Source organism: Shewanella sp. 10B, from assembly GCF_023475885.1.
GTDB classification, from domain to species: domain Bacteria; phylum Pseudomonadota; class Gammaproteobacteria; order Enterobacterales; family Shewanellaceae; genus Shewanella; species Shewanella mangrovisoli.
Window position 1 is genome coordinate 1384520 of record NZ_JAMDJO010000001.1, and the last position, 16841, is coordinate 1401360.

At 49.5% G+C, this 16841-nt stretch carries 14 protein-coding genes; 10 read left to right on the top strand and 4 right to left on the bottom strand.

Annotated features, from left to right (window positions below):
• Window positions 1-5: 5 nt before the first annotated feature.
• The 3 genes from M0415_RS05880 to hypF all read left to right on the top strand — a co-directional run bounded on the left by M0415_RS05880 (window position 6) and on the right by hypF (window position 5033).
• Complete coding sequence (locus M0415_RS05880; RefSeq protein WP_249555021.1) at window positions 6-584, top strand: HyaD/HybD family hydrogenase maturation endopeptidase; 579 nt, start codon at window positions 6-8, stop codon at window positions 582-584.
• Window positions 565-2415, top strand: a complete 1851-nt coding sequence (locus tag M0415_RS05885) for a NiFe hydrogenase (protein ID WP_249555019.1) — start codon at window positions 565-567, stop codon at window positions 2413-2415. Before M0415_RS05880 ends, M0415_RS05885 begins: the two co-directional genes overlap by 20 nt.
• A 71-nt stretch (window positions 2416-2486) precedes the next feature.
• Window positions 2487-5033: a carbamoyltransferase HypF gene (hypF, locus tag M0415_RS05890; RefSeq protein WP_249555017.1), complete on the top strand. Its 2547-nt coding sequence runs from the start codon at window positions 2487-2489 to the stop codon at window positions 5031-5033.
• On the opposite strand, the gene M0415_RS05895 is transcribed toward hypF, so the two are convergent.
• A complete protein-coding gene (locus M0415_RS05895) occupies window positions 5011-5889 on the bottom strand; it encodes a LysR family transcriptional regulator (protein ID WP_249555015.1) in 879 nt (292 codons plus the stop codon). The genes hypF and M0415_RS05895 overlap by 23 nt on opposite strands.
• A 171-nt stretch (window positions 5890-6060) precedes the next feature.
• On the opposite strand from M0415_RS05895, the gene fdhD reads away from it, so the two are divergent.
• The 7 genes from fdhD (at window position 6061) to hypA (ending at window position 13018) form a co-directional block, all read left to right on the top strand.
• Window positions 6061-6921, top strand: coding sequence for a formate dehydrogenase accessory sulfurtransferase FdhD (gene fdhD, locus M0415_RS05900; RefSeq protein WP_249555013.1), 861 nt, complete (start codon window positions 6061-6063; stop codon window positions 6919-6921).
• Complete coding sequence (locus M0415_RS05905; protein ID WP_249555011.1) at window positions 6905-9226, top strand: FdhF/YdeP family oxidoreductase; 2322 nt, start codon at window positions 6905-6907, stop codon at window positions 9224-9226. The genes fdhD and M0415_RS05905 overlap by 17 nt, the downstream gene beginning before the upstream one ends.
• 212 nt (window positions 9227-9438) lie before the next feature.
• A complete protein-coding gene (gene hypB / locus M0415_RS05910; protein WP_249555009.1) occupies window positions 9439-10203 on the top strand; it encodes a hydrogenase nickel incorporation protein HypB in 765 nt (254 codons plus the stop codon).
• Entirely contained in the window at window positions 10203-10448 is a 246-nt protein-coding gene (locus M0415_RS05915) for a HypC/HybG/HupF family hydrogenase formation chaperone (RefSeq protein ID WP_055648372.1), read from the top strand. Before hypB ends, M0415_RS05915 begins: the two co-directional genes overlap by 1 nt.
• A gap of 62 nt (window positions 10449-10510) precedes the next feature.
• Entirely contained in the window at window positions 10511-11650 is a 1140-nt protein-coding gene (gene hypD / locus M0415_RS05920) for a hydrogenase formation protein HypD (RefSeq protein WP_037417937.1), read from the top strand.
• Window positions 11643-12662, top strand: a complete 1020-nt coding sequence (gene hypE, locus M0415_RS05925) for a hydrogenase expression/formation protein HypE (RefSeq protein WP_055648371.1) — start codon at window positions 11643-11645, stop codon at window positions 12660-12662. Before hypD ends, hypE begins: the two co-directional genes overlap by 8 nt.
• A complete protein-coding gene (gene hypA, locus M0415_RS05930) occupies window positions 12662-13018 on the top strand; it encodes a hydrogenase maturation nickel metallochaperone HypA (protein WP_037427750.1) in 357 nt (118 codons plus the stop codon). Before hypE ends, hypA begins: the two co-directional genes overlap by 1 nt.
• Window positions 13019-13110: 92 nt before the next feature.
• On the opposite strand, the gene lpxM is transcribed toward hypA, so the two are convergent.
• The 3 genes from lpxM to pheT form a co-directional block, all read right to left on the bottom strand.
• Window positions 13111-14049 (bottom strand): lauroyl-Kdo(2)-lipid IV(A) myristoyltransferase, encoded by a 939-nt coding sequence (gene lpxM, locus M0415_RS05935; RefSeq protein ID WP_055648382.1) that lies wholly within the window; start codon window positions 14047-14049, stop codon window positions 13111-13113.
• Window positions 14050-14144: 95 nt separating this feature from the next.
• The gene (ihfA, locus tag M0415_RS05940; RefSeq protein ID WP_011622581.1) at window positions 14145-14441 is read right to left on the bottom strand and encodes an integration host factor subunit alpha; all 297 of its coding nucleotides are present in this window, start codon (window positions 14439-14441) and stop codon (window positions 14145-14147) included.
• A gap of 3 nt (window positions 14442-14444) precedes the next feature.
• Complete coding sequence (gene pheT, locus M0415_RS05945) at window positions 14445-16832, bottom strand: phenylalanine--tRNA ligase subunit beta (protein ID WP_055648370.1); 2388 nt, start codon at window positions 16830-16832, stop codon at window positions 14445-14447.
• Window positions 16833-16841: the final 9 nt, after the last annotated feature.

Here is a 16841-nt window from a genome sequence, read left to right on the forward strand (position 1 = left end):
GTCCAATGAAGATATTGCTACTGGGTATTGGCAATGTCCTGTACACCGATGAAGGCATCGGCGTACATTTTGTCAATTACATCGCTGAGAATTATCAGTTCACACACGAGTCCCACCAGCTAGAGATGCTCGATGGCGGCACCTTGGCCCAGGGACTCATTCCAATTATTTGCCAATACGATTATTTGATCGTTGTCGATACCGTCAATGCCAACGGCGTCGAGGCTGGCGAAGTGTATTTCTTCGATTTTGATAAGGCACCACAGGAAATCGACTGGCAAGGCAGCGCCCATGAAGTCGAAATGCTACAAACCCTCAATATGATGGAAATGGTGGGCGACAGACCTAAAACCTTTGTACTGGGCGTCACCCCAACCGTGTTAGAACCTATGACACTGGGACTGACCACTAAGGTTGCCGCCGCCGTCCCTCTGATGGAACAAACCCTGTTAACCCACTTAGCCTCCCTCGGGTTCACCGCGACACGCATTGCCGAGCATAGTATCGATTCGCTGATCCCCAATTCTTACAAACGTGGCGTCACTACTGGTGAAAATATAGAAGATGAAACACATCAGATTTGAGTTTACCTGCTCACGGCAGGTGCCTTTGTATGCGCATTTATGTAATCAATACCTAAATTACGATGCGCTCAATATCAGCATCGGCTGCGACAGCCAAAATGACTTTGGCCCACAGATCTATTTTATTGAGGCGCAGGGCGAGCAAACACAACTTGAGCAGCTCGCCGATGCTATCGCCGCCGACTTTTTAATTTCCGTTTGGCTCGTCGATTCAGGCATTAAAGTGGTCGATGAGCCACAAGGCCAGCGGACATTATTGGAGGTTATGCCTACAGAAGCGACGCAAGTGGGTAAATCCGTCGCAGCCTTTTGCCAGCAGTGTTACCCCCGCTTTGGTGATAATCAGGCGGCGCAATTTGGTCAGCTCGATTTAACTTGCCCCTGCTGCCACGGAGAGATGCGCTTAACGAGTGAGCAAAAGGCACTCACACTTTCCGATCTTAAGGCCATGGCCGCGCAACTTATCAGCCAAGGAACGCTTGATTTAACCAGCGAAGGGGTGCAATTAAGCTTAGCGCCTTTTGCCAATCCAACATCGGCAAGACCACAGCTACTTATTTGTAATCCCAATACCCTCAACGCACATTTTTGCCTGAAAGATCATCAAATCATTGCCCTATCCAGTATCGAAAAACCGCTGATTTGCGCAAGACCCACCCAAGCGCACGAAAAGCTGTCAGCGCCGCTGTACGATATCTGCTTTGGTTATAGCCGTGTGGTACTGGTACTTGCCGAGGTATTAAGGCAAAAAGGCATCGACTGGGTTTATCTGCAAGGGCAGCACCATAGACCACAACTGGCATGGGTTGAAGGTGGCTGGGCAAAGCTTTCCAGCCCAACGTTAGGCAATGCACAACACCAAGAGGTAAAACACTTCCATGCACCTGAGCCCCTGCGGGAAGATGTTCGTTTTTTAGGCTTTAAAGCGAAGTGGCAAGCCAATAAGAAAACCCGTTCACACCAAGGTTTACTCAGCGTCCAAGCGCTAACTTCTACAGACAATACAGCCGAATATCAGGGCGATGAGGAAGATCATACTATTGCAGATGCGGCGCTGTTTGCGACCTTACTCAATGGCAAGTTCACCACCCACAAGCAAGCCAAAAATGCGGCGGTAATTTACTTAAGCCACGCGCATCCTAGCCAAATCGTCACCTGTGATAATAAGGGCGAAACCTCGCTATTTTTCGCCCTGCCCGAACTGCCCGATAATGGTTATGAGATTTTCCATTGCCTCGACAGCAGTCCACAAAAAGCCGTCGCGCAAAAGTTTAAGAGCCAGTTCCCTGATGATTACTTAAAGCTGCTGAGCCTAAAACTGCATGGCAGACGCGATAATCTTCAGAGTCTGTGGGCGATTGCCGCAGTGTTGATTGGATTAAATCCGCAGGAAGAAACTCAGTCGTCAGCCTATTTGAGCGATGCCCTGCTCGCCGCGGCCATGCGTTACCATGGTGCCAATGCGCCGCGCATCGATTATCCCCTCACCAAGGGCGAAGCGCACCGCAGCCTGAATTGGTGTAAAACCCTCGGCACTTTGCTAAGTTTTCGCGTCGCGGGGCACAGCGATCCGAGTCAGCTGGCTTTTGCAATGCAAGACTCCCTCGCCGACTACCTCGCCAATTGGCTGGAACACATTGATTTAAATATCGGTGTACACAACATTGCCTTAGCAGGCAATGAGTTAGCCAACGAAACCCTCTGCAAGCGTATTAGCTTGCGACTCGGGAAAAATTTCCCGCTATTGCTTAATCGCAGCCTCGATTTAGAGGGCGACAACTTAGCCGTAGGTGCGCTCTATGTTAAGCAGAGGCAGTTAAATAGCCTTTAACAGCACCCGCTCATCGCTAGCCTTAAATTCAGATAGCGCTAACGCATGGAGGATAAAATGTTTTATCTTCCATGCAGATGCAGCCAGATAAGCGAAGAAGACCGAGATTGAAAAAAGCCACCTTACCCGCCAATCAAGCCGAGCGACTCGAGCGCCGCCAGCTACATATCACGGGCATAGTCCAAGGCGTGGGCTTTCGCCCCTTTGTTTACCGCTGGGCGAGTGAGCTTAAATTAACCGGCACAGTGCTGAATAATGCCAAGGGCGTTATGATTGAGCTGCAAGGCAGCGCCGCACAGTTGGATTGCTTTGTGCGCGAGTTAACCACCAATCCGCCGCCACTGGCGCGTATCGATCAGATTGGCCATAGCCAGTTAGCCCTAAAGCTTGAAGAGACTAGCTTCGATATTATCGAAAGTGATAGCCAAAGTGATAGCCAAAGTAATGGCTCTGGTGAGCATAACTTAGCAGCGCTGGTTGCCGTATCAGCCGACAAGAGTACCTGTCAGGATTGCCTCGGCGATATGCACAATCCGCAGGACCGCCACTATGGCTATGCCTTTACCAATTGCACCAATTGCGGCCCAAGATACACTATTATCAATGCCTTGCCCTACGATCGCCATCATACGGCCATGGCAGATTTCGCCATGTGTCCCGACTGCGCTAAAGCCTATCAAGATCCGCTAAATCGCAGATACCACGCTCAGCCCGTGAGTTGCCCTAAGTGTGGCCCTCAATTGAGTTTAAAATCGCCGCAGGGCGAGTTACTCGCACCTCACTCCTTGTCTGCTTCGCAAGATAACAGCCTTGCGGTATTGTCGGCTGCGGCCGAAAAGCTTGCCCAAGGGCAAATTCTGGCGATTAAGGGCCTTGGCGGCTTCCATTTAGTCTGTGATGCAAGAAACACTCAGGCAGTCAGTCAATTAAGAGAACGTAAACAACGCAAGGCTAAGCCGCTGGCGGTGATGATGCCGAGCATTGAAATGGCAAAACGCTATGTAACGGGCACACAGGCAGAGTGGCAAACCTTAAGCTCGCAGGAGCGCCCAATAGTACTAATGCAAGCACAGCATAAGCACGATCTAAGCCCTGAGATTGCGCCTAACATCCCCAAACTTGGCATCTTTTTGCCCTACACTCCCCTGCATCATTTACTACTCGGGCTATTTAATGCTCCCTTAGTTGCGACCAGTGCGAATCTGTCGGGCGAGCCGATTATCACCCATTGCGATGAGCTTATCAGTCAACTCGGCCATGTGGTGGATGCCATCGTCGATCACAATCGGCCCATCCTCAATGGCTGTGATGACAGTGTGGTGCAACTTATCCAACCACCAAATGGCTGTACGTCACAAGTGCAAGTGCTGCGTTTAGCGCGGGGATATGCGCCCTTAAGTTTTCCGTTAACCACACCACTCACTCATTCCATACTTGCCGTGGGCGCCCAACAAAAAAATGCCATTGCTTTAGGTTTTGGCTCGAATGTGTTTTTAAGCCCACATATCGGCGATCTCTTCAGTGTCAGCGCCGAGCAGTACTTCGAGCGCACTCTGGCGACCTTCGCCCGCCTGTATCATTTCAGCCCCGAGCTGATTGTCCACGATAAACACCCAGACTATGCGCCATCGCGCTGGGCAGAGGCGCAGCAACAGCAACGCCTTGATACGCTGCGTGGAGACTCTCGTTCAATCCAAACCTTCAGTGTGCAGCATCACCACGCCCATGTATTAAGCGTAATGGCCATCAATCAATATCAGGATGCAGTGTTAGGTTTTAGTTTCGATGGCACTGGGCTTGGGAACGATGGCAGCCTCTGGGGCGGCGAAGTCTTACTCACCACCCTTAACGGCGCCGAGCGGCTTGCCCATTTCGAGGCCATTCCCCTGCTCGGTGGAGAACAGGCAATTAAGCAGCCTGTGCGATTGCTGCTCGCTTTGCTATTTGAACAAATGAGTTTAGCGGCGGTACAAGCCTTAGATTTGCCCATCCTAAAAAGCCTGACGCCACTAACCTTAAGCAATCTGCATCGGATCTGGCAAAACGGTCATGGGATTAACAGCTCCTCGGTGGGACGCTTATTCGATGCCCTCGCCTGCGCCTTAGGCTTTATCGACACCACCCAATTTGAAGGCCAAGCGGGCATGTTAATTGAAGCAGCGGCAAGACGGGCCGATACGCAGCAACTGCCCACGCTGATGCTCGACTTGCCCTTGGACACGACGAATCAATCCAGTGACAGCTCGGCACGCGAACCGCATATCTGGCGCAGCAGCCAACTCTTTAAACAGATAATCACGCTGATTACCGAAGCGCCGCTCACTAGCCTTCGGCAAGAGCAGATCGCCCGCGCCTTTTTGCATAGTTTGGGAGATGCCATTTGTGGTTATGCCGCGCGCTATCCAGCCCTGCCCATGGTGCTGTGCGGCGGCGTGTTTCAAAATCAATATTTGCTCGAATATTGCCTCAATAAACTGCACCAACAAGGCAATACCGTGCTGCCCAACAAACATATTCCCGTCAACGATGGGGGGATTGCCCTCGGGCAGCTTTGGTATGGTATTCATCAAGACGTGAGCAATAACCAGTCATGCTTTAAGACTCAAGCTGACGCATAAAGGCTTTCATTGCGGGTGTTATGCTGTGCTTACGGGTCATTAAGACCGTTTGCCCTGAACTGACACCGTCCAAAAGCTGATACGGGATCCCAAAGAGTTGCGCCACCGATTCGGCAATACCGCGGCTAACGATAGCACAGCCTAAACCATGCTTTACCGCGCCGATTAGGTGGAATAATGAGTCGGTTTCCAGCACCAGATTAAAATCGATCCCCGCCTGCGCCATCGCATTATCTATGTATTTTCTAAACTGCATATTTTGACTCAGCAGCACTAAGGGACGCGTGCCAATGTCATATAAAGACAAGCACTTGCTTGCACTGTCATCAACCGAATCACAGGACAACAGCGCCATTTGATTGGCCCGCTGCGGATAAAACACGAAGCTGCGCCGATTAGCCTCGGTGAGTTGTTCGTCAAACCCAAGTCCGATATCGGTTTTATGCAAACTAAGATTTTCAATCAATTGCCCATTGGTCATTACAGATAACTTGATGCTGATATTGGGATAGGCCTGATTAAACAGCTTGATGAGCGGCATGATGTCGATACTCGATTGCGGCACTATGCCAATCCTTAATGAACCCGTGAGCTGGCCGCGAAACAGACTCAACTCCTGCTTTAACGCTGCCTGTTCCTGCAACATTCTCTCGGCGTATTGCAGCATGATCTGTCCCGCATCCGTGAGCGCCACAAACTGGCTCCCCCGCACCACAAGCTCTGTGCCTACGCTTTTTTCAAGGGCGCTTATCCCCGCAGAGAGTGTCGGTTGCGTCACATGGCAGGCGTTCGCCGCTTTGGCAAAATGCTGTAATTGTGCGAGTTGTTGGAAATAATGCAGGTGGCGAATATTCATAGTGTTTTCGACATAGTTAGATACAGTGCTTTAGACAAATCTGAAAAATCAAACCCTATTGGTATCCATAGTTTAATAGAAATCTTCTATCAATCCATAAAATAGTTTGATTGGCCTAGCGCGTAAACCCTCCCTAGAATGTGATCAATATCTAATTTCAGGTTGAAATGCGTGCTAACTCACCCACTCGATTCGGCGAATGATCCAAGGCTCTGCCCTGGATCTCAATACAGCCCAAACGCGGCTCAACAGCCTAACACCCTTTATTCGCATCTGGTTGAAGAGGTCGCTGCCGCCATCAACCTCAATGGCATCAGCTATGCGGTGATGATGATAACGCCCGATCACTTTGAGGATTTTGTGATTGGCTTCTTATTCGCAGAAGGCATTATCAGCCAAGACCAAGATGTGCATGAGATTGATATCACTCCAGTCCAAGACGGGGTAATGCTCGATGTCACCTTAGCCAATCGTTGTTTCATCGCCCTTAAACAACGCAAAAGACGGCTCGTTGGCGCAACTGGCTGTGGGATCTGCGGTGTGGAAGCCCTAGGTCATGCCCTACCAGATTTACCACCATTACCCGCCTGCGCTCCCTTAGTGCTTGAGCAAGTCGACAGCCTCAAACAGCAAATACATACACATCAACTTAAGGCGCAGCGCAGTGGCGCTATCCATGCGGCTTTTGCCTTAGATGAGGCTGGCAATATCCTTGAGTGTCGTGAAGATATCGGTCGGCACAATGCGTTAGATAAGCTCATTGGCGCGCTGCTGCGGCAAAAACGCAGCACCAAGGCGCTGCTGATGACCAGTCGCTGCAGCAGCGAGTTGATCCAAAAGGCGGTGCGTTATGGAGCCAACCATCTGATTAGTCTCGCGTCACCGAGCCAGCTCGCGGTGAAACTGGCGCTGAAATACCAGCTTAATCTTGTCCATATTCCTAAGTTTGATCCGCCAATCCACTACTCCATATTTGATGAAAGCCTTGCATCCCAATGCAATCGCGGAGAATTTTATGCCTGTTCATATTGAAAAACCGACCAAAGCCGGCGGCTTCCCCTCACTGCAATCGACCTTAAAGCATGTGCTGCGGAGCCAAAAGACCCAGCAAAATATCAAAAATCTGCTCAGGGTAAACCAAACCGATGGCTTTGACTGCCCGGGTTGTGCCTGGGGCGATAACAAGGCTGGTGCTTTTCAGTTTTGTGAAAATGGCGCCAAAGCCGTGGCGTGGGAGTCGACGGGCAAGATTGTTGACCGCAACTTTTTCGCCGAGTATTCGGTGCGCCAGTTAGCTAAGCAGACCGACTATTGGCTCGAATATCAGGGCCGCTTGGCCGAGCCTATGCGTTATAACGCCGCGACCGATCACTATGAACCCATCAGCTGGGATGATGCCTTTCAGCTGATTGCTGATACGCTCAACGGCCTTAGCGATCCCAATCAAGTGGAGTTTTACACCTCGGGCCGCGCCAGTAACGAGGCCTCCTATCTCTATCAATTGTTTGGCCGACTGTATGGCACCAATAACTTCCCCGATTGCTCGAATATGTGCCACGAGGCCAGCGGTGTGGCACTCAACCAAGCCATTGGTGTCGGCAAAGGCACAGTCGTCTTAAGTGATTTCGATGCGGCCGAAGCGATTTTTGTCTTTGGGCAAAATCCCGGCACCAACCATCCACGGATGATGAATGCCCTACGTAAAGCCGCCAGACAGGGTTGTAAAATTGTCACCTTCAATAACTTAAAAGAAGTGGCGCTGGAGCGATTCGCCAGCCCACAAAGTCCAACTGAGTTATTAACTCCCGCTGCGACCACCATTAGTCATCAATACCTCACGCCGCTACTGGGCGGCGATATGGCGGCTATTCGCGGCATGGCAAAGCATATCCTTGAGTCGAACGCAAAGTGTATCGACCGTGAGTTTATCGCCACCCACACTGCGTTTTTCGCAGACTATGAGCAGAGTATCCGTCATACCGACTGGCAACAGATTGAAGCCCAATCGGGCTTATCCAAGGTCGATATTATTCAAGCCGCCACAGTCTTTAGCCAAAGCAAGACGGTGATCAGTTGCTGGGCCATGGGCATCACTCAGCATAAACATTCGGTCGATACCATCCGTGAAATCATCAACCTGCATCTGCTCTGCGGCCAAATTGGCAAAGCAGGCGCCGGGCTTTGCCCTGTGCGCGGTCACAGCAATGTGCAGGGTAACCGCACTATGGGGATTAACGAAAAACCCAAAGCCGAGTTTATTGACCGTTTAGAACAGTATTTGGGCTGCCAATTACCCCGCGCCGCGGGTCATAACGTGGTTGAAGCCTTAAAAGCCTTAGAGTGTGAGCAAAGCAAAGTGCTTATCTGCCTCGGCGGAAACCTGGCCGCCGCGGCGCCCGACAGCGCTTTTACCTATAACGCCATGGGAAAAACGCAGTTGAATGTGCAAATCAGCACTAAGCTCAACCGTAGTCACTTACAGGTCAGCAAAGATGCGTTGATCTTACCTTGCCTTGGCCGCACCGAACTCGATAAGCAAAAACACGGCATTCAAAAAATCACCGTCGAAGATACCTTTAGTATGGTGCACGCCTCAACTGGGATGAACGATGCGGTATCGCCACTCTGCCTGTCGGAAATCGATATTGTGGCGCGCATGGCACATGCCACCTTGGCTGTGAAACCACCCTCAATGAATGCAACCAGTGCCAAGTCAATTGACTGGTTAGCCCTAAGGGATGATTACAACCTGATCCGCGATTTGATTGAGCAAACCATTGCTGGTTTCGACGACTACAATCAAAAAATTAACGTCCCAGCGGGATTCCATTTAACCAATAATGCCGCGCAGCTCGACTGGCATACCCAAAGCCACAAGGCTGAATTTAACGCTTGTGCTTTACCCGAGTCCATCATCGCCGATTGTTCGAGTCAGGCCCTGACCAGTACACTGCCAGTGTTACTGCTGCAGAGTCTGCGCTCACACGATCAATACAACACCACCATCTACGGCATGGATGACAGATACCGCGGCATTAAGGGCAAGCGCAATGTGCTGTTTATGAACAGTGATGATGCCAAAGCGCAGGGGTTTAGCGATGGCCAGTTAGTCGATATCCAATCGCTCACTAACGATGGCAAATTACGCAAAGTATATGACTTTATGGTGATTTATTACGAGATCCCCAAGGGCAATATCGCCGCCTATTACCCAGAGACCAATCCCTTAGTCGCCATCGACAGTGTGGGCGTAGGCTCCTACACCCCGACCTCAAAATCGGTTCCCGTTATCTTAACCCCCGCGAGCAGCAACAAAATCAACATCCTTCAACGCTAAGCCACGTAAGCGCATTATCCCCACTGACCAAAGAAATTTTCTTTGGTCTTTGTTTATCCAAATAAACCTGACGAACATCAAAGAATCCACAGCCGATTTGTATCACACTTAACATTAGCGTAATCAAATTAACCCTATTTAATAGCATCAGCATATTGTCAGGCTAATACCGCCCAAAGAGGCATTTTGCCTAGGACAAGGAGAAATATAAGATGTGTAAAGACTGCGGCTGCTCCTTACCCCGCCATTCCCATGATCACGGCCACCTGCATCACCATCAGGAATTGCACACCAATCCTCAGCTTAACGATAAAAAAACCTTGTCGGTGATCCATAAAATTCTCGATAAAAATGATGTAGAAGCTGCCCACAACCGTGCCCATTTCGAGGCTCACCATATTACCGCCTTCAATCTAATGAGTAGCCCAGGTAGCGGCAAAACGACCTTGCTTGAGCACTTAAAAGAGTACACAAAACTTAATTACGCCGTTATTGAAGGCGATTTAGAGACCTCCCGTGATGCTGACCGCCTAATCGCAAAGGGCATTACAGCACATCAAATTCAAACTGGCAGTGCATGCCACCTAGACGCCTTTATGGTGCATGGTGCTTTGCATCACTTGCCGCTGGAAGGGTTAGATATTTGCTTTGTGGAAAACGTGGGCAACCTCGTCTGCCCCGCCAGCTATGATGTGGGCACCCATAAAAATATCGTGCTGCTCTCCGTTCCCGAAGGCGATGATAAGATTGAAAAATATCCAGTAATGTTCCGCCGTGCTGACCTGGTTCTGATCACAAAATGCGACCTATTACCCTACTTCGATTTCAGTGTCGACGAGGCCAAAGCCCAGCTTAAAAAACTCAATCCCGACACTCAAATACTCGAAGTCTCCATTAAAGATGGCGATTCCATGCATGCCGTTGCCGCTTGGCTAAATGAAAATCTGCGCCGAAACACTGTGGGAGAGCCACAATAATGTGCTTATCAATCCCCTCACAAGTGGTAGCAGTTGATAACGAGCGCCAATCTGTAACCGTCGATACCTTAGGCGTAAAACGCGATGTCAGCAGCCATCTTATGACTGAACCCTTGGCTATTGGTGATTATGTGCTCATTCATATCGGTTTTGTGATGAATAAAATTGATCGCAATGATGCTCTGCAAAGCCTTGAATTATATCAAGAGATAGTCGCAAAACTTGAAAATGAAACCACGCATTAAGCAACAGCCGCAGTTATAAACGATCGCAAACTACAGACGATACACTGCGACAAGGATTGAACATGCTTGAATTAAAACAACTCTATCAAGGCTTTCGCGATCCCCAAACCATTGCCTCGCTTGCAAAGGATATTGCCCAGGTCGCTCACTCACTCGATCAACAAATCAACATTATGGAAGTGTGTGGCGGCCATACCCACACCATAATGAAATACGGCTTACTGGATTTGCTGCCGGATAACATTGAGTTTATCCACGGCCCCGGTTGCCCTGTATGCATTATGCCTAAAGAGCGGATCGATCAAGCCGCAGTGCTTGCCCAGCAGGAAGATGTGATATTAGTGACGCTAGGCGATATGATCCGCGTCCCCGGCTCCCAAGGTTCACTTGCCAGTTTCAGAGCCAAGGGCTGTGATATTCGGCCTATCTATGACCCTTTAGACACGCTCAAAATTGCCCGTGATAATCCAAATAAAACCGTGGTGTTTTTCGCCATTGGATTTGAAACTTCCACCCCAATGACGGCAATATTGTTGCAACTGGCAGAGCAGGAAAAGCTGGCGAATTTGTTTTTTCATATCAACCATGTATTAGTCCCACCCGCAATTGATGCCGTGATGCACGATCCTAATGCGAGGGTCAATGCCTTTATTGGCCCAGCACACGTCAGCGTGATCAGTGGCGCCAAAATCTATCGCCCGGCCGTAGAGCAATACGGCACACCGGTAGTGGTCTCAGGTTTTGAGCCCGTGGATGTCATGGAGTCTATCCTGCGCATCGTGCGTCAAAAGGCCGCAGGCAAGGCAGAACTCGATATCCAATACAGCCGCGCTGTATCTGAGCAAGGTAATCTTGCCGCACAGGCAAAAGTTGAACAGTTTTTCCAGATCAGACCGCAATTTCGTTGGCGCGGGCTTGGACCAATCCCCAACTCTGCGCTGCAATTAAGGGATGAATACGCACACAGGGACGCAGAGCTGCGCTTTAAAGACAGATTGCCCGTCAAAGAAATTGATGATCATAAGGCTTGCCAGTGCGGCGATATTCTACGTGGACTCGCCAAACCGAAGGACTGCAAAGTCTTTGGCCGCGGCTGCAATCCCGAAACCCCTCTCGGTAGCTGCATGGTCAGCTCCGAAGGCGCTTGTAATGCTTATTACCGCTATCAAGGCATCGATAGCAAGGAGCAACATCATGGCTGATGTATCAACCAAAGAGAAAGCGATTCAACTCAGCCACGGTGGTGGCGGTAAAGAGATGAATAAACTCATCCGCGATCTGTTTTTTGCCGAATTCGATAACCCGATTTTGCGTAGCGAAGAAGACGCCGCAAAACTTGAATTACAGGGTGCGACAGCCTTTACGACGGACTCTTTCACTGTATCTCCGTTGTTTTTTGCCGGTGGTGATATCGGTAAGCTGGCGATTGCTGGGACTGTTAACGATCTCGCAATGATGGGCGCTGAGCCTCAATATTTAAGCTGTAGCGTGATCATCGAAGAAGGTTTTTCGCTCAAAGACTTAACCACAATTGTACGCAGTATGGCCAAAGAGCTGAAACAAAGTGGGGCTAGAATTGTTTGTGGCGATACCAAAGTAGTACCTAAGGGCTGCGCCGATGGCTTGTTTATCAATACTTCAGGCGTTGGGCGTATTTTACGTCCGAATATCTCGGCTGCCAATGTCGCGCCCGGCGATGCGATTATTGTCTCCCGTGATGTGGGCTGCCATGGCGCGGCTATTTTGATGGCGCGTGAGGGTCTTACCCTCGAGTCCACGCTACAAAGCGATTGTGCCACGCTCTGGCCAGTCGTAGAGCAATTGATCGCAGCTAATATTCCACTCCATGCTATGCGCGATGCTACCCGCGGCGGGCTCTCTGCCGTATTAAATGAATGGGCCGTTGCCGCCAATGTCGGCATCACAGTCAATGAGGCGAGCATCCCGGTTTGTGATGAGGTCAAAGGCTTGTGTGAACTCTATGGCTTTGAGCCAATGGATTTAGCCAATGAAGGCACCTTTATCTTGGCTGTTCCCAACGATATCGCCCTTGGTGCGTTGGAAATTATGCAACGATTTGGTCACTGCGAAAGCGCGGCCATCATCGGTACCGTCAGCGACGAACTACCCGGAAAAGTGATCTTAAGAACGCCATGGAATACCAAACGTTACTTAGACTTGCCTCAAGGTGAACTGCTACCAAGGATTTGTTAATGCACGAGTATTCTATAGTAAGCGCCTTAATTGAACAGTGCGAACAACATGCACGGGCAAATCAAGCAACTAAAATTACTCGGGTAGCAATCAAACTCGGCGTAATGAGCGGTGTCGAACCCACCCTACTTCAAACGGCGTTTGAGACCTTTAAACTCGATGGGATCTGCCGCGAAGCCGAGCTTTGCATGACACTACAGCCACTAGTGATCAAATGTGCAGATTGCCAACAAGAGTCGGTGCTCGATGAACGTTCAATCGTGTGCCCCGCCTGTAACAGTTATCATACGCGGGTATTAGAGGGTGAAGATATGCTGCTGATGCAGCTAGAAATGGAGCAAGCAGAGGATATTTAATCGATTATAAGCACGGCTTCAGTGATAAAAATGGCTTTAAGTCTACACACTAAAAGCCATTTTTATTCGGGTTTACCATAAGCGATAAACGCTTACTGATAAATTGAGGCTTGCCCTTCAGGGCGAGTCTTTAGCAATCTTAGGAACCACATATACTGCTCTGGATAAGCGAGTATCACTTTCTCAACCGCTTTATTCAGTGCTAACGCCTCGTTTTCCTTACCGACCATGTCTTCGGCGGCAATGGCGGGCATCACAGTTAAATCAAACTGGCGTGAAGCTTGGTTATAACCAATTTTCACCGGCAGCACTTGGGCATTTCCCGCCTGAGCTAATCGGCCAACCACGGGTAATGTCGCTTTGACTGTGCCTAAAAACGGGGTAAACACACTCTGATCTGGGCCTAAATCCTCATCGGGCAGGTAGAAAAAGCTATTGTTCTGCTTAAGCTCTGCTAATAAGGCGCGAATTCCGGCCTCTCGCATATAAACGTGGCCACCACAACTGCTACGTACTCGATTATTAAACCAGTTAAATAACGCGTTTTTATGGGCCTTTGCCATAGTGACCATAGGCAAGTCGAGGTTTAACCTCAGCCCAGCATAATCAATAGGCCACACATGGGGCATGATAAATATCACCGGCTGCCCTACTGCTTGCGCCGCTTGTACATGCTCAAAGCCCATCAAATTCACACGGCGGCGTAAATGCGCCTTAGATCGTACCAACAGCTCACCTTGCGATAACAGCACTAATACGAAGTTCTGCACGTTGTCATCAATTAAGGATTCTATTTCTGCGGCGGATTTTTCAGGGAAACACGCCTTTAAGTTCGCCCTGGCAATACTTATCGGCTTTTTCGCAATAGGCGCCACCAGTTTGGCCAAGGTTCTAGCAATAGGATCACGCAGCCACGCGGGCATGATCCCAAAAATCACTAATAGACCGATCGCCAACCAAGTAACCCAATATTTAGGGTGCAATAACGCCAGTTGAAAACGTCGGTCAAAATGTTTGGGCTGTCTTGACAAAGAAATCACCTCAGACAGTGGAAAAGTCATTCACCATAAAAAGAAAATAGTAAAGCCACTCACGAAGGAGTGGCTTTACTGTCGAACATCTAAAATTACTTGCCCGCGTTAGAAGCTTCTACGCGAGTTTTCAGTTTCTGGCCGGGACGGAAGGTCACGACACGGCGAGCGGAAATCGGGATATCCTCGCCTGTTTTTGGGTTCCTTCCCGGTCTTTGATTCTTATCCCTAAGGTCAAAGTTGCCAAAGCCAGATAACTTGACCTGCTCACCACTTTCAAGTGCGCCTCGAATTTCTTCAAAGAACGACTCAACCATCTCTTTGGCTACACGCTTGTTTATACCGAGTGTTTCAAAAAGATGTTCTGCCATTTCGGCTTTGGTAAGTGCCATACTTTAATCCCTCAACGATGCGTTGAACTCGGTCTTCAGGGCAGAAACAACTGAATCTACAGTTTCAGCGATCTCTTTTTCCTCAAGTGTACGAGTAGTGTCTTGTAATGTAAGTGCTATCGCCAAGCTCTTCTTGCCGGGCTCAACACCTTTACCTAAGTATACATCGAACAAGTTTATGCCAACCAACTGATTTTCGCCAACTTTTCTTATCAATTTCATTACATCGCCTGCAGATACACTTTCATCTACGACTACTGCGATGTCACGACGATTAGCCGGGAACTTAGATACAGCTTGGGCTAGCGGTAAACTGGTATGCAATAAAGCATCCAATTCCAACTCAAAAACGATGGTTTTACCATTGAGTCCAAAAGGCTTCTCCAAACTAGGATGGATAGCACCTATATGACCGATCACTCGATCATTTCTCAATATTTCAGCACATTGCCCTGGATGAAGAGCAGAATGCGTCGCTACTCTAAAGCTAAATTCTGATGCGGAAACTGTCAAGCCGATAATTGCTTCTAAATCACCTTTAAGGTCGAAAAAATCAACGGTTTTCGATTCCATTGACCAATGTTCGTCATTTTGAAGCCCTGTAATGACGCAACCGAGCATTGCTTGCTGTCTTACACCGGATTCTGCATGAATATCAGGAACAAAGCGCAGGCCAGTTTCAAAAAGTCTCACGCGACCCTGTTGACGACTTTGGTTGTAGCCAACCGCAGTCAATAATCCAGTGAACATCGACAACCGCATGGCCGACATTTCGCTAGAAATCGGGTTCGGTAACACCATGGCTTGCTCACCTGGGTGAACCAGATTTTGCAGCTTAGGATCAACGAAACTGTAAGTCACAGCTTCTTGGAAACCACGGGCCACTAACAGCGAACGAACGCGCTTGAGGCTTAAGTCGGTTTCTTTATGATCAGACATCCGCAGTGACGCCACGGGCGCAACGTTTGGAATGTTGTTGTAACCGTAGATACGGGCCACTTCTTCGATTAAGTCTTCTTCAATCGCCATATCGAAGCGGTAAGTGGCGGTGGTGACCTGCCAGCTCCCCTCACCTGCAACGACGCCGAAACCTAAACGTTCGAGGATTTCAACCACGTCGCTATCGGGAACATGGTGACCCAGAATTTTATCTAACTTGCTGCGACGCAATAGAATTTGCGCAGGCTTTGGTAAGTCAGCGTCAGATTTGGCTTCAACCACAGGACCCGCTTCACCGCCGCAAATATCCAGCACTAAGCGAGTCGCACGGTCCATAACTTTGTGCTGCATCTCAGGGTCAACACCACGTTCGAAACGGTGTGATGAATCGGTATGCAGACCTAAACGGCGTGACTTACCCATAATCGCTAACGGCGCGAAGAACGCACATTCAAGCAGTATGTCTTGCGTGGTGTCGCTCACACCCGAATATTCACCGCCAAACACACCAGCAAGGGCTAATGGACGCGCATCGTCGGCAATCACTAGAGTGTCGTTTGGAATAGTCACTTCGCTGCCATCGAGCAGGGTGATTTTCTCTTCACCATTACCTAAACGCACTTGGATATCGCCAGTCAGTTTGGCAAGGTCGAAGGCGTGCATCGGTTGACCGAATTCAACCAACACAAAGTTAGTGATATCCACGATAGGATCGATTGAGCGGATACCACTGCGACGCAGTTTTTCCTGCATCCATAATGGCGTAGCCGCTTTCACGTTCACATTCTTCACCACACGACCTAAGTAGCGTGGGCAAGCTGCGGTTTCTTTGACATTAATAGCCACTTTGGTATCAGTGCTTGGCGTCACGGCTTGCCATTGTGGCTCAGTTACCGCTTGACGGTTTAACACGCCGACTTCACGGGCCAAACCTACCATACCTAAACAATCGGCACGGTTAGCGGTTAAATCCACTTCAATCACAGCATCATCAAGCTGGAGATACTCACGTAAATCCGTGCCTAATGGCGCATCTAATGGCAGTTCGATAATGCCATCGCTGTCGATGTCGATGCCCAGCTCGCTGTATGAACACAGCATGCCTTCTGAAGGCATACCACGCAGCTTAGCCTTCTTAATTTTAAAATCGCCTGGCAGTACGGCACCGACCATTGCTACGGCCACTTTTAAGCCTTGACGGCAGTTAGGTGCGCCGCAGACGATATCGATAAGCTCGCCACTGCCGACACTGACTTTAGTCACGCGCAGTTTGTCTGCATCTGGGTGCTGGCCACATTCGACCACTTCACCAACCACAACGCCGTTGAACTCGGCAGCCACGGCATCAACGCCATCGACTTCGAGGCCAGCCATAGTGATCTGGTGGGATAATGCTTCACGGCTAACGGCAGGATTGACCCACTCACGAAGCCAAGATTCGCTAAATTTCATGCTATACAG

Coding starts and splice junctions, on each gene's coding strand:
- M0415_RS05880 (WP_249555021.1), top strand. CDS start 6: ATGAAGATATTGCTACTGGGTATTGGCAATGTCCTGTACACCGATGAA.
- M0415_RS05885 (WP_249555019.1), top strand. CDS start 565: ATGAAACACATCAGATTTGAGTTTACCTGCTCACGGCAGGTGCCTTTG.
- hypF (WP_249555017.1), top strand. CDS start 2,487: ATGCAGATGCAGCCAGATAAGCGAAGAAGACCGAGATTGAAAAAAGCC.
- M0415_RS05895 (WP_249555015.1), bottom strand. CDS start 5,889: ATGAATATTCGCCACCTGCATTATTTCCAACAACTCGCACAATTACAG.
- M0415_RS05905 (WP_249555011.1), top strand. CDS start 6,905: ATGCCTGTTCATATTGAAAAACCGACCAAAGCCGGCGGCTTCCCCTCA.
- hypB (WP_249555009.1), top strand. CDS start 9,439: ATGTGTAAAGACTGCGGCTGCTCCTTACCCCGCCATTCCCATGATCAC.
- M0415_RS05915 (WP_055648372.1), top strand. CDS start 10,203: ATGTGCTTATCAATCCCCTCACAAGTGGTAGCAGTTGATAACGAGCGC.
- hypD (WP_037417937.1), top strand. CDS start 10,511: ATGCTTGAATTAAAACAACTCTATCAAGGCTTTCGCGATCCCCAAACC.
- hypE (WP_055648371.1), top strand. CDS start 11,643: ATGGCTGATGTATCAACCAAAGAGAAAGCGATTCAACTCAGCCACGGT.
- hypA (WP_037427750.1), top strand. CDS start 12,662: ATGCACGAGTATTCTATAGTAAGCGCCTTAATTGAACAGTGCGAACAA.
- ihfA (WP_011622581.1), bottom strand. CDS start 14,441: ATGGCACTTACCAAAGCCGAAATGGCAGAACATCTTTTTGAAACACTC.
- pheT (WP_055648370.1), bottom strand. CDS start 16,832: ATGAAATTTAGCGAATCTTGGCTTCGTGAGTGGGTCAATCCTGCCGTT.